General features: G+C 50.4%; 11 protein-coding genes. 3 read left to right on the plus strand and 8 right to left on the minus strand.

Annotation, left to right across the window (positions count from 1 at the left end):
* Positions 1-12: 12 nt before the first annotated feature.
* The 6 genes from sufD to IEV19_RS07605 all read right to left on the minus strand — a co-directional run bounded on the left by sufD (position 13) and on the right by IEV19_RS07605 (position 6,726).
* Positions 13-1,329, minus strand: a complete 1,317-nt coding sequence (gene sufD, locus IEV19_RS07580) for a Fe-S cluster assembly protein SufD (protein ID WP_188370051.1) — start codon at positions 1,327-1,329, stop codon at positions 13-15.
* 47 nt (positions 1,330-1,376) lie between these two features.
* The gene (gene sufC, locus IEV19_RS07585) at positions 1,377-2,129 is read right to left on the minus strand and encodes a Fe-S cluster assembly ATPase SufC (RefSeq protein WP_188370052.1); all 753 of its coding nucleotides are present in this window, start codon (positions 2,127-2,129) and stop codon (positions 1,377-1,379) included.
* Positions 2,130-2,163: 34 nt separating this feature from the next.
* Positions 2,164-3,609 carry a Fe-S cluster assembly protein SufB gene (gene sufB, locus IEV19_RS07590; protein WP_188370053.1) on the minus strand — a complete coding sequence of 482 codons (1,446 nt, stop codon included), beginning with the start codon at positions 3,607-3,609 and terminating at the stop codon, positions 2,164-2,166.
* Positions 3,610-3,626: 17 nt separating this feature from the next.
* Positions 3,627-3,956: a HesB/IscA family protein gene (locus IEV19_RS07595; protein WP_188370054.1), complete on the minus strand. Its 330-nt coding sequence runs from the start codon at positions 3,954-3,956 to the stop codon at positions 3,627-3,629.
* 162 nt (positions 3,957-4,118) lie between these two features.
* Positions 4,119-5,462, minus strand: coding sequence for a hypothetical protein (locus IEV19_RS07600; RefSeq protein ID WP_188370055.1), 1,344 nt, complete (start codon positions 5,460-5,462; stop codon positions 4,119-4,121).
* Between the two features lie 7 nt (positions 5,463-5,469).
* Positions 5,470-6,726, minus strand: a complete 1,257-nt coding sequence (locus IEV19_RS07605) for a choice-of-anchor B family protein (RefSeq protein ID WP_188370056.1) — start codon at positions 6,724-6,726, stop codon at positions 5,470-5,472.
* A 75-nt stretch (positions 6,727-6,801) separates the two neighbouring features.
* Here IEV19_RS07605 and thiL point away from each other — a divergent pair, with 75 nt between their 5' ends.
* Positions 6,802-7,851, plus strand: coding sequence for a thiamine-phosphate kinase (gene thiL / locus IEV19_RS07610; protein ID WP_188370057.1), 1,050 nt, complete (start codon positions 6,802-6,804; stop codon positions 7,849-7,851).
* A gap of 1 nt (position 7,852) precedes the next feature.
* On the opposite strand, the gene IEV19_RS07615 is transcribed toward thiL, so the two are convergent.
* Positions 7,853-8,071 (minus strand): DUF1660 family phage protein, encoded by a 219-nt coding sequence (locus IEV19_RS07615; protein WP_163691879.1) that lies wholly within the window; start codon positions 8,069-8,071, stop codon positions 7,853-7,855.
* A 258-nt stretch (positions 8,072-8,329) separates the two neighbouring features.
* Between IEV19_RS07615 and IEV19_RS07620 the strand changes: the two genes are divergently transcribed.
* Complete coding sequence (locus IEV19_RS07620; RefSeq protein WP_188370058.1) at positions 8,330-9,607, plus strand: branched-chain amino acid transport system II carrier protein; 1,278 nt, start codon at positions 8,330-8,332, stop codon at positions 9,605-9,607.
* 11 nt (positions 9,608-9,618) lie between these two features.
* Here IEV19_RS07620 and IEV19_RS07625 read toward each other — a convergent pair whose 3' ends face one another.
* Positions 9,619-10,917 carry an aminopeptidase P family protein gene (locus IEV19_RS07625; protein ID WP_188370059.1) on the minus strand — a complete coding sequence of 433 codons (1,299 nt, stop codon included), beginning with the start codon at positions 10,915-10,917 and terminating at the stop codon, positions 9,619-9,621.
* Between the two features lie 107 nt (positions 10,918-11,024).
* Here IEV19_RS07625 and IEV19_RS07630 point away from each other — a divergent pair, with 107 nt between their 5' ends.
* Positions 11,025-13,874, plus strand: coding sequence for a WD40/YVTN/BNR-like repeat-containing protein (locus IEV19_RS07630; protein WP_188370060.1), 2,850 nt, complete (start codon positions 11,025-11,027; stop codon positions 13,872-13,874).
* Positions 13,875-13,959 lie beyond the last annotated feature (85 nt).

Below are 13,959 nucleotides of genomic sequence, written 5' to 3' on the forward strand. Positions count from 1 at the left end.
GTATTCTCGAAGTTAGAGGTCGAATCCAAGCCGTACCCCCAGTTTTGTGGCGATCAGCTTGTTGATGCGTTTTTTGAGCTCCGGCAGTCGCACGCTCTCCAGTACATTGTTTGCAAAGGCGTACATCAGGAGGCCGGTGGCTTCCTTTCTGGGGATGCCCCTCGACTGCAGGTAGAACAGTGCGTCCTCATCGAGCTGACCTATAGTACAGCCGTGGGAACATTTCACGTCGTCTGCGAAGATCTCCAACTGGGGCTTGGTGTTCACCGTCGCCTGGTCGCTGATCAGCACGTTGTTGTTCTGCTGAAAGGCATTGGTCTTCTGGGCGATCTTGTCTACAATGATCTTCCCGTTAAAGACGCCGGTTGATTTTTCCCCATAGATCCCTTTGTAATCCTGGTGGCTTTCGCAATTGGGCTGTTGGTGGTGCACCAGGGTATGGTGGTCTACGTGTTGCTTTTCCCCCAGGATGGTCACCCCCTTGAGGGTAGATTCTATGTGCTCCCCGTGCTGGTAGAAGTTGAGGTTATTGCGGGTGAGTTTCCCCCCGAAGGAGAAGGTATGCACATTCACCACGCTCTTATCTTTTTGGGCGATATAGGTATTGTCTATGAGGGTGGCCTGTTCGCTGTCATTCTGAACCTTGTAGTAGTCTACAATGGCATTCTTTGCCGCGAAGATCTCGGTCACGCTGTTGGTGAGCACCGGGTTGCCCGTCAGGCTCTGGTGTCTTTCGATGACCTGCAGCTCAGCATTCTCTTCTGCAATGATCAGGTTTCTCGGCTGCAGCATGAGGGAAGCTTCATTCCCGGTGGCGAAATGGATGATCTCCACGGGTTTCTTGGGCGCTTTGTTCTTTGGGATGTAGATATACGCCCCTTCCCGGCTAAAGGCCGTGTTCAGGGTGGTAAGAGATTCATCGTTGGAAGCAGCCTTATTGAAATACACGTCGATGACTGGTTTGTACATGGGCTTGGTGAGAGCAGAGCTCATCAGGCAGATGTCTACCCCGTCATGGGTGGTCTCCGAAAGATAGGAACTGTAGATCCCGTCTATAAATACGATCTTATAGGTATCGATCTCGTGCAGGAAATACTTCTTTACCTGGTGGTATTCCAGGGCGTTCTCTTCCTTTGGGAAAATGCTGAAATCTGTCTTCAGCACGCTGTTCAGAGATGTATATTTCCAGGCCTCCTCCTTTTTTGTGGGGAAGCCCTTGGCTTCAAAATTCTTGATCGCCTCCGTGCGGATATCGTGTACGGGGTGGTCTACATCCACGTTGTTCTCGAATGCCATGAAGGACGATACCAATTTTTCCTTTAGATCCATTTCTCTTGTTTTCTTTGCCCCGTTTCCGGGTAGTCCTTATGATAATCTCAGGCTACGGGTTCTTTCTTGATCCAGTCGTATCCCTTCTCCTCCAACTCCAGAGCCAGTTCCTTGGTGCCGGATTTGACGATCTTCCCATCGTGGATCACGTGTACGAAGTCGGGGATGATATATTCCAGGAGTCGCTGGTAGTGGGTGATCACGATGACCGCGTTGTCCTTGTTCCTGAGTTTGTTTACCCCATTTGCCACGATGCGGAGGGCGTCAATGTCCAGGCCGGAGTCAGTCTCATCCAGGATGGCCAGTTTGGGCTCGAGCATGGCCATCTGAAAGATCTCGTTTCTCTTCTTCTCTCCCCCGGAGAACCCTTCGTTCAGGGAACGGGAGAGGAATTTACGGTCGATGTCGAGCAGTTCGGATTTCTCACGGATGCGCTTCAGCATTTCGTTGGCCGGCATGTCTTCCAGGCCACGGGCCTTGCGCGACTCGTTTATGGCCGTCTTCATAAAGTTGGTCACAGTAACCCCTGGGATCTCCACCGGGTACTGGAAGGAGAGGAAAATGCCTTTGTGTGCTCTTTCTTCAGGAGCCACCTCTTCCAGGTCTTCCCCTTCAAAGACCACAGAGCCTTTGGAGATCTCAAAATCTTCTTTTCCGGCGATCACAGAGGCCAGGGTACTTTTTCCCGAACCATTAGGTCCCATGATGGCGTGTATCTCCCCCGGGTTTACTTCCAGGTTTACCCCTTTCAGGATCTTCTTTCCCTCTACCCCTGCGTGCAGATTTTTGATTTTCAACATGATATTCTCTTTTTCTTCTTTTGTCAATGATTTCTTATCCCACAGAACCTTCAAGGCTGATCTCCAGCAATTTCTGTGCTTCCACGGCAAATTCCATGGGCAGTTTGTTCAGTACCTCTTTGCTGAAACCGTTCACGATAAGGGCGATGGCCTTTTCGGTATCTATCCCCCTCTGGTTGCAGTAAAAGATCTGGTCTTCCCCTATCTTGCTCGTGGTAGCCTCGTGTTCTATCTGGGCTGTCTTGTTCTTCGCTTCAATGTACGGAAAGGTATGGGCCCCGCATTCATTCCCCATCAAAAGGGAATCGCACTGGGAGAAGTTCCGGGCATTCTCTGCCCTGCTGTTCACCTGTACCAGTCCGCGGTAACTGTTCTGTGATTTCCCTGCCGAGATCCCTTTAGAGATGATGGTGCTCCTGGTGTTCTTCCCCAGGTGGATCATCTTGGTACCTGTATCGGCCTGCTGGAAATTGTTGGTCACGGCGATAGAGTAGAATTCCCCGATGGAATTGTCCCCTTTGAGTATACAGGAAGGGTACTTCCAGGTAATGGCCGAGCCGGTCTCCACCTGTGTCCAGGAGATCTTGGCATTGCGCTCACACAGCCCTCTTTTGGTCACAAAGTTATAGACCCCTCCTTTTCCTTCCTTGTCGCCCGGGAACCAGTTCTGGACGGTAGAGTATTTGATCTCCGCATCGTCAAGAGCGATGAGTTCCACAACGGCGGCATGCAATTGGTTCTCATCCCGCGATGGGGCTGTACACCCTTCCAGGTAACTCACGTAGCTGCCCTCGTCAGCGATCACCAGGGTCCTTTCGAACTGCCCGGTACCGGCCTGGTTGATCCTGAAATAGGTGGAGAGTTCCATTGGGCACTTCACGCCCTTTGGGATATAGCAGAAGGACCCGTCTGAGAAAACAGCTGAATTCAGGGCCGCGTAAAAGTTGTCTTTGGGGGGAACCACGGTTCCGATGTATTTTTTAACCAGTTCAGGGTGTTCCTGTATGGCTTCGGAGATGGAGCAGAAAATGATGCCTTTCTCAGCCAGGGTCTTTTTAAAAGTGGTGGCCACGGAAACAGAATCCATAACGATATCCACAGCAACGCCGGCCAGCTTTTTCTGTTCGTCAATAGAGATCCCCAACCTTTTGAAGGTGTTGAGCAGCTCAGGATCTACCTCATCCAGGCTGTTGTACTTGGGCTTTTTATTGGGAGCTGAATAATAGCTGATATCCTGAAAATCGGGTTTTTTGTAGTGAATGTTTGCCCATTCGGGTTCTATCATCTCCTTCCACCCGCGGTAGGCTTCCAGCCTCCACTGCGTCATCCAATCGGGTTCTTCCTTCTTCTTGGAAAGGGCGATGATGACCTCTTCATTGAGTCCTTTGGGAAAGGTGTCCGATTCAATATCCGTATAGAAACCGTATTCGTATTCTTTGGTTTCCAGTTCTTTCTTTAATTCTTCCTCTGTGTAAGCCATATTCTGTGTTCTTCAGATTAAAGGGAAAAACTCTCTCCGCAGCCGCAGGTTCTCTGGGCATTGGGGTTGTTGAAAACAAATCCCTTCCCGTTGAGGCCGCCTGAATATTCCAGGACCGTTCCCACCAGGTAGAGAAAGCTCTTCTTATCGACGAGGATACGCACGTCATTGTCCTCAAAGACCTTGTCTGTATCGTTGATCTGATTGTCAAACCTGAGCTCATAGGACAAACCGCTGCAGCCCCCGCTCTTTACGCCCACGCGAACGTAGTCTTTGGCAAGGTCATATCCTTCCTCTGTCATGAGGGCGGATACCTTCTTTTTAGCCGATTCAGATACTTTGATCATCTTAATTGGACTTATTCTAAATAGTTTACAAATATACACTAAATACAGGGAGTTCAAACGAATCCTAACATTATAATAACATATATGAGGATCAGTCTTTTCTATGCTCCAGGTCAAGAAAAGATCGAAGGCAAAAAAGCGGATAGGTAAAAGGTGGGATTCTTATTCTATTCTTACCATGATAAGGTCTGTACCTCCCCTGTTCTCAAGAGGGAATAGATCTGTGCTTGCAGTCTCTCCTACTACGATGATCGCCCCGTCTGAGGTTTCCAACACGTCAAATCCAAATTCGAGGTCCGTCCCGCCAAGGGCCTGCTCCCACAGCAATTGCCCGTGGCTGTCTACTTTGAAGATCCAGAGGTCGTTCTCCCCTGCATTGGTGCTGACGTCCTGGTCGGTGCTCCTTGAGTTACCCACGATAACATACCCGCCGTCAAGGGTCGGGCAGATGGCTTCAGCTGCTTCGAAGGCTGAGCCCCCATAGGTTCGTTCCCACAGGAGTTGTCCCTGCGCATCTGTCTTGATCACCCAGGCGTCCGAGCCGCCGTGGGAGGCAGATACATCCCCGTCAGCGCTAAAGGTACTGCCAGTGATCACATATCCCCCGTCACGGGTCTGTGCCACATCATTGGCAATGTCTATCTCGGTACCGCCATAGGAATGCTGCCAGGCCAGTTCCCCTGTTTCGCTGACCTTTACCACCCAGAAATCGTAGGATCCTCTGGGGTCCGAAATGTCAAAATCATCGCTTTCCGAAAACCCGGCCATCACATAGCCCCCATCATGGGCCCTGGCGACCGCATGGGCCCGGTCATTGTTGGTCCCGCCAAAATATGACCTCCATTCGATATCCCCTCCAGAATCCAGTTTGGTCCCCCAGAATTCTCCTACTCCGTGCCGGGTAAGGGAGGCATGTTTTTCGGTATATCCATCCGCCCGGGCGGAGGTAATGTCCAAAAATCCGGTAAAGAATAGGCCGCCTTCCGGGGTCTCCACCAGATCGTAGCTGTGGTCGTGACCCGAAAACCCGAAGCTCTGTTCCCAAAGCAGGTTTCCCAGCCCGTCAAGCCTCAGTACCCAGTTGTCGTGAAAGCCTTCATTATTGCTGGCGTCCCCATCGGAGCTCATCGAATAACCTGTGACCGAAAATCCCCCGTCTGAGGTTTGAATGACGGCCTGACCCCGGTCGTCCATAGATCCCCCGTAGGTCCTGGACCATATCGCATCCCCATTCCTATCGGTCTTCAGCAGCCAGTAATCATTCACCTGGGTCGACTTCCCCTGGAGATCCCCGTCTGTGCTTTTGGAATACCCCAGTACGGCAAATCCTCTATCAAGGGTCTCGACCACCGAACGGGGGGTATCATCCCCTGAACCCCCGAACGACCTTATCCAGACTACCTCCCCTCTGAACTCCCGAAGCTCTTCCTCCGGCTCGGGCATTCTGTCATAGGAACACCCAGCCAGAGCCAGGATCAAAAAAAGGAAACCTGTCTTCTTGAACATGACCTTGCTAGTTAGATGGGGCGATCACAAAGAATCCGGAATTGATGTCATTCAGGACGATCTTGCCGCTTTCAAAATAAGGATACACGCTCCACACCCCTGAGAAAGAGGCGTTGTTGGAGGATGGAAAGGTATCAAAATAACCCACTTCCGAGATCGTCCCGCCAGGCAGGTCCGTAATGTCCAGTATTCGAACACCGGCGGTGTAATTGGCCAGATAATAGGTATTCCCTTTCACATAACCGTTGTGGTCGATGGCAGAGGTCGAACCTGTGTAAGTGGTCATCAAAGCAGGGGCATCCAGGTCGACCAGATCAAAGACCAAGGTCCTGGAATTAAAGCCGAAATTGATCTCGTCCAGTTCGTCCCCCAGGATAAAATAACGCTGATCTTCCGTGAACCATCCCTGATGGGTATAGCCCAGATTGGAATACGAAATGGTGGATATGCTGGCAGGGTTTTGTTTATCGGTAACATCTACCACAACCATGGCATTTTCATTGGCCCCTATAAAGATCTCTCTGCCTGTGTAATCGGCGTCCGGGCCGTTGTAGAGGACAACCTGGGCGTCATGGGTGTAGCCGCTATCGCCATATCCCCCCTCTGCTGTTGGATTCAAGGGATCCTGAATGTTGACGAAATGGACCCCTCCATTATAGGCATCGCCCCGGTCGGTGCCCACTCCGTAGGCATAGCCGGTTGCCTCGTTGATGACGATATTGTGTGAATTCCCGAAACCGGTGTACCGTGTATCCGCAGTGAAGGTGGCAGGCGTGTTGGTGACCGAAAGCAGGTTACGCAGGTCAAACACCTGCATCCCGTGCCCCCCGGCTTCTGCTCCGATAAAGGCATAATCCCCATAGACTTTGATATCCCGCCAGGAACTGGATGTGGTGGCCGTAGGCAGTTTGCCGAGGTAGACCAGGTTCTCCGTATCCGTGATCTCTACAAAGGCCGTCCCGTTGTTAAGTCCGACCAGGGCAAATTCCCTTGAGGTTGCAGTGTCTGTCCACCCCCAGATATCATTCCCCGCCGTTGCACCAAGGGCACTCAGATCCAATCGGCCCAGCAGATCGTACCCTTCGCAGGGAAATACTCCGGCCATACCGTTCTCGCAGGGCACAAAACTGGTAACCGGATCTACTGGTTCTTCCACTGGAGGGTCATCCACGGGATTGATAACATTGAAATCAGGTGCAGGGTCATCATTTTTTGAGCAGGCAAAAGAAATGATGAATAAAATGAGGAGGAGGGTTCTTTTCATAGCAAACCGACTTGGGAACGAGTACTTTTCAAAGTAAAGATACGATTTCTGTCAGATCCTCCTTAATTTTGCAGGATGCTGGAAGACAAAGATCCTCAAAAGACATCCCTGGAGAAACTGGGCGAATTTGGCCTGATCGATCGGCTCACACAAGCCTTTTCCCCAAAACAACCTTCTACCCTTTACGGGGTAGGTGATGATGCAGCGGTCCTGAAATTTGGAGACGAGGCCGTCCTGGTAAGTACGGACCAACTGATCGAAGGCATCCACTTCGACCTCAGTTTTATGCCCCTGAAACACCTCGGGTACAAGTCGGTTGTAGTAAACCTCAGCGACATCTGCGCTATGAATGGCATCCCTACCCAGGTGACCGTTTCCATCGCCGTCTCCAACCGCTTTCCGCTGGAAGCCCTGGAAGAACTCTATGCCGGGATCAAGCTGGCCTGCGATATCTACCAGGTAGACCTCGTGGGGGGTGATACCACCTCCTCAGACAGGGGACTGTACATTTCCGTGACCGCCATAGGGCATGCTGCCGAAAAAGAGGTGGCCTATCGAAACGGAGCCCAGCCCAATGACCTGCTGGTCGTCACGGGCGACCTGGGCGGAGCCTATATGGGGTTGAAGGTGCTGCAGAGAGAAAAGGAAGTCTTTAAGGTGAATCCCAATAACCAGCCGGACCTGGAGCCTTATTCCTACATAGTGGAAAGGCAGTTAAAGCCAGAAGCGCGCAAAGACATTGTAGCCTTGCTGAAAGACCTTGAGGTAAAGCCCACTTCTATGATCGACATCAGTGACGGGTTGTCTTCTGAGATCCTGCATTTGTGTGAGAAGAGCAAGGTAGGGTGCCAGGTATTTGAAGATAAGATCCCGCTGGATCCCACGGTGATCTCCGTCTGTGAGGAATTCGTATTGGACAGTACTATGATCGCGCTGAGCGGGGGAGAGGACTATGAATTGTTATTTACAATCAGTCAGGATGATTATCCCAAAATAAAGGGCAACCCCAATCTTACTGTCGTGGGGCATATGACAGAAGCAGATCGGGGCGCACACTTAATTACCAGGAATGAGGAAAGTATACCCTTAAAGGCCCAGGGATGGAATTCCTTTGGGCAAGGGTAATTCAGGCTACTTGCTGTTCACCTGCATGTCTTTTTCTATAGATAATCTCGAGGGTATGATTAATGTCCTGCAATTCGGGGGTGAGGACGGATAAGTTACCACTGACGTCCGTGGTCACTTCCTTTCCACAATGGACGCATTTATATTCCTTGATGTGCTGGGTCACTTTCTTGGACACGGAGTAGTGGTGTCCGAAGATCTGGCAGAATATTTTTTTCATGAAGTAGGTTATTAAATCGCATGGCCTGGTCGGGGGAACCTCAACAATGCATTGTTACATTTTAGTTTTCAGCATTCATCACAGGGTTTCTCGTTAACATTTTAAAAAGGAACGTTCACTTTAAACTATTTATTGAGTGCCCTGCGGTATTTTTCTCATTTTTTCGATGAACGTATCTTTTCTCCCCTTAAGTGTTACGATTAATATGTGATTCCGGATCTCGATTTTTCCATTATCTTTCAACAATATCTTAGTTATATGAGACAAGTCCGGGAACTCCTGGTCACGGCCTTTGCACTCTTTTCCCTCTTCTTCGGGGCAGGGAATCTTATCCTGCCTCCAATGCTTGGGTTTAAGGCGGGGCCCGATTGGTGGCTCGTGGCCCTGGGCTTTGCCGTATCTGCCGTGTTTATTGCCATTCTGGGAATTCGTGCCCATGCCAGATTGCAGGGTACCATCTTCGATTTTGGTGTTAAGGTCTCCCCTGCATTCAGTCTGGTCTACTGTTATATCGTCTATGCGATCTCCATCAGCCTGCCATCCCCTAGGACGGCATCGGTGACACACGAAATGGCCATCGCCCCCTTTTTTGAGGTCAGCTCCCTGGCCACCAGTTTCTTTTATTTTGGCCTTGTCCTGGTCTTTGCCCTCAATCGGAATAAGATTCTGGACATTATCGGGAAACTGATGACCCCTGCCATCTTGCTTATCCTACTCGCTATCATAGGCTTGATCATCTTTTCAAAACCCTTTGAGTTTGTTGAACCCCTGATTGCACATCCTTTCAGTTATTCCATTTTGGAGGGCTACCAGACCTTTGATGCCATAGGTGCGGTGGTGGTCGGAGGAGTGATCATCGTCTCCGTCAACCTCAAAAACAACAAAACTTATGAGGAAAAGCGCAAACTGATCGCCAATGCCGGATGGCTGGCCGGAGGCACCCTTCTGCTGGTCTATTCAGGGTTGATGCTTTCGGCCGCTTTGATGCAATCGGATTTCGAGACGGATATCAGCAGGACAGCACTACTGCAGCAAATGAGTCTTTTTGCCTTAGGTCCGGTAGGAAGGGGACTTTTTTCAATTCTCGTAGGACTGGCTTGTTTCACCACAGCAGTTGGGGTAGTTACCGGTACAGCGGATTTTGTCAGATCCAGATTTTCAGATTCGAAATCGGCCTATGTGATCACCGCCGTGATCGGCAGTCTCCTCGGGGTCCTTATGGGACAGCTGGAAGTAGGGTATATCATAGACGTGGCACTTCCGGCCCTGATGTTCATCTATCCGATCACCATCGTCCTCATCATCCTTAATGCCTTGCCTGAACGCTGGGCCTCAGCGGGCGTATTCAAAAGCGTGGTATGGGTGACGATCCTTTTCAGCATACCCGATTTCCTCCAGAGCCTTAACCTGGGAATTGACCTGAAGGCTGTTAATACACTCATCCCCCTGAGTGATATGCAACTCGGATGGGTACTGCCTGCCTTCCTTGCCCTAATCGTTGCCAATGGAAGAACCTTCTTTAAAAAAAGAAATTAAAAGCCTTTAGATCAGGCCCTGGATTGCATGATGGCTTCAATCTCTTCGGCTTCGATCGGGATGTTCTTCATCAGATTCAGAGGGGCTCCTTTTTCCTGTATCACCACGTCGTCTTCCAGGCGGATACCGAAACCCTCGTCGGGGATGTAGATACCAGGCTCCACGGTAAAGACCATATTCGCTTTCATGGGGGTTTTCAAGGGACCGTAATCATGGGTATCCAGACCTATATGGTGACTGGTGCCGTGCATGAAGTATTTTTTATAGGCCGGCCAGTCCTTGCTCTCATTCTGCACATCGGCCTTGGTGAGCAAGCCCAGCCCCAGGAGTTCCGAGGTCATGATCTTCCCCACCTCCTTGTGGTATTCGGCCCACATGGTCCCGGGGACGAGCATCTTTGTGGCTTCATTCTTAACCCGGAGAACCGCATCGTAAACTTCCCTTTGCCTTTTAGTGAATTTCCCATTGACGGGTATAGTACGCGTCATGTCGCTAGAGTAATTCGCGTATTCTGCCCCTACGTCGAGGAGAATGAGATCGCCATCCTTGCATTGCTGGTTATTGACCACATAATGCAGGACATTAGCATTGTTCCCGGAGGCGATAATAGGCGTATATGCGAACCCTTTAGAACGGTTCCTGATAAATTCGTGGAGAAACTCGGCTTCGATCTCGTATTCCCACACCCCGGGCGCAGTGAAGTTGAGGACACGCCTGAACCCTTTTTCGGTAATATCACAGGCTTGCTGCATCAAGGCGATTTCCTGGGGTTCCTTCACTCCTCTGAGTTCCTGTAAAATAGGGTTGCTCTTGGCCCAGTTGTGGGCGGGGAATTTTTCCTTGCACCTGCGGATAAAACGGTCTTCCCGGGTCTCGGTCTCCACGGACTGGCGGTAGTGCTCGTTGGTATTGAAATAGACCATATCGGCCTCGGTCATCAGGTCGAAGAACACCTTGTCAAAATCTTTCAGCCATTGTATGTTTTGTATCCCACTTACGGCAGTTGCCTTTTCCTTCGATAATTTTTCCCCTTCCCAGACCGCGATATGATCATTGGTCTCCCTGACAAAGAGGATCTCCCGTTGCTCCTTGTTTAAGGCATTTGGAAAAAGCAGGAGGATGCTCTCTTCCTGGTCTGCCCCACTCAGATAGAAAATATCCCGGTGCTGCTCGAAGGGCATGGTGCTGTCTGCACTTATGGGATAGATATCATTGGAATTGAATATGGCGATGCTCCCGGGCTTCATTTTTGCCATGAACTTTTCCCGGTTTTTTACAAAGAGCTTAGGGTCGATAGGGTGATATTTCATCAGGGTATCAAATTTTTCCAAATGTAACCAATTGCGGTCAATTCTTTCAGGTGGCCCTTGTCCTACTTCTGTCAAATTCATACCTTCCAAGAATCAAATTTTTTACTATGAAATACAAGCTTTTTCTGGGTGCTTTGTGCGGAGTTATGATCCTCTACAGCCAGCCTGAGGCTACCTCCTCAAAAAAGGTCATGGATGGACTGTCCCAAAAGGAAAAGATGGAAGCGAACTCCCTCGTCAAAAATATCCCGTTTGAGAATATAGGTCCGACCGTCATGAGCGGGCGTGTGGTAGACATAGACGTGAACCCGAACGACCCCACTGAATTCTATGTGGGCTACGCTTCGGGGGGCCTCTGGCATACCTCCAATAATGGCACTTCCTTCACTCCCGTCCTGGACAATTCTCCTACCCAGAATGTGGGAGATATCGCAGTAGACTGGAAGAGCGGAACCATCTGGGTAGGCACCGGCGAGAACAACAGTTCCCGTTCATCTTACGCAGGGATTGGCCTCCTGAAATCTACAGACCGTGGTAAGACCTGGGAAAATATGGGGTTGGCAGATTCCCATCATATAGGTCGGATCCTGATCAACCCTGATAACGTCAACGAAGTAGTGGTGGGCGTTACAGGTCACCTGTATTCTGAAAATACGGAAAGAGGGGTATACAAGACCACAGATGGAGGTAAGACCTGGAAAAGAACCCTTTTTGTAAACAACGAGACGGGGATTATCGACCTGGCCGTATCACCTGTCAACTTCAACATTCAGTACGCAGCGGCCTGGGACAAAGACCGGAAAGCCTGGAATTTTGAAGGCAACGGCAAGGGCTCCGGCATCTATAAGAGTACAGATGGCGGGAATACCTGGAGGCTGGTAAGCGGCCCGAACAGCGGTTTCCCAACTGGCGACGGGGTAGGGCGAATCGGCCTGGCGGTCTTTGACAATAACCTTGTCTACGCCGTTCACGACAACCAGTACCGCAGGGAGAAGAAACAGGAGGAGGAAGATGAAGAGGAAGGCCTGAAAAAAGACGATTTTAAAGAAATGAGTGTACAGCAATTCCTCGACCTGAAGGATGATGACCTGAACGACTTTCTGAAAGAGAATGGCTTCCAGGAAAAATACAGGGCGGAAAACGTGAAGGAAATGGTGAGGAGCGGTGCGGTCAAACCCGCCGACCTTGCAGCGTACCTTGAGGATGCCAACTCACTCCTGTTCGACACCCCGGTGATCGGGGCGGAGGTCTACCGCAGTGATGATGGGGGCGCCACCTGGAAAAAACAAAATGAGGATTTTATAGACAACCTGTTCTACAGCTACGGATATTATTTTGCACAGATCCGGGTAGACAGGAACAATCCGGAGAAGATCTACCTGGCCGGGGTTCCTCTGATCGCCTCTTCGGACGGTGGCAAGACTTACAAAGCCATAGACGGGGACAATGTGCATGCAGACCATCACGCCCTGTGGATCAACCCGGTAAGACCCGGACACCTGATCAATGGGAACGACGGAGGTGTCAATATTTCCTATGACGACGGGGGGCATTGGATCAAGAACAACTCCCCGGAAGTGGGGCAGTTTTACGCCATCAACATCGATCATCAAAAGCCCTACAATGTCTACGGTGGCCTGCAGGACAACGGGGTCTGGAAGGGTCCGCACAACGCCGAGGAGAACAGTCGCTGGCATCAGACCGGAGAATACTCCTGGAAATCCATCATGGGTGGGGACGGGATGCAGGTTCAGATAGATAAAAGAAATCCGAACATCGTATATACCGGCTTTCAATTCGGCAACTACTACCGCCTCGATCTCTCCTCAGGGAAAAGGAAAAACATACAGCCCAAGCACGAATTGGGGGGGAAACCCTATCGCTTTAACTGGCAGACCCCAATCCTGCTGTCCTCACACAACCAGGATATCATCTATTTCGGCGGGAACAAGCTACATCGTTCCCTGAATCAGGGAGACGACTGGGAAGCTATCTCCGGAGATCTTACCAAGGGTGGAAAAGAGGGTAATGTTGCCTATGGCACCCTCACTACCATTTCGGAGTCTCCTCTGAAATTCGGCTTGCTATATACGGGAAGTGATGACGGACTCATCTACAGGTCGGACAATGGGGGCGGCAGCTGGGACTTGATCTCCGGGCAGTTCCCAAAAGACCTCTGGGTGAGCCGGGTAGCTGCTTCCAAACACGATAAAGATCGCGTCTATGCTTCTTTGAACGGATACCGGTGGGACGACTTTACTCCTTATGTGTATGTCAGCGATGACAGGGGCAGGACCTGGAAGAACATAGGCGCCGGCCTTCCAACCTCACCTGTGAATGTTGTCCTGGAAGATCCGGTAAATGAGGATTTGCTATTTGTCGGGACAGACAACGGGCTTTATCTTTCATTAGACAGGGGAGCATCATGGGAACTGTTCCAGAACGGGATACCGAATGTGGCCGTCCACGATCTGGTCATTCAGCCCGAGGAGAAACACCTGCTGGCAGGCACCCATGGAAGGAGTATTTACAAAGCGGATATCGGCCCCCTGCAGCAAATGACACAGGAGAAGATGGAGGAAGATCTTTTTGTCTACGATATCGCCCCTCTTAAACATTCAGATTACTGGGGGCATAAGTGGAGTGCCTGGGCTGAGCCGAACACACCGGGAATAGACATTACCTTCTACTCCAGGAAGAAAGGAGATTTCACGGCAAAGATCCAGACCCTGGACGGGATCGAGGTAAGCGGATTTGAGATGCGGGCAGACAGGGGCATAAATATCCTGTCTTACGACGTGGCATTTTCAAAAGCAGGGAAGCTGGCCTACCTGTCTAAGAACAAGGTAAAACTTAAAACGGCAGATGATGGTAAGACCTATCTGCCCAAGGGTTCTTATGAATTGGTACTTAGTGGAAATGGAAAAGAGGTAAGAACGCCTGTAGTTATAGAGTAGTTTGAGAGAGTTCTTAAAGTCTTCTTAAGGGAAGGCGATATTTTGTTGAATTTTTAAGGGCGAAAATAGCCTTATGACACCCCCT

The organism is Muriicola marianensis (genome assembly GCF_014638095.1).
Taxonomy (GTDB): Bacteria; Bacteroidota; Bacteroidia; order Flavobacteriales; family Flavobacteriaceae; genus Muriicola; species Muriicola marianensis.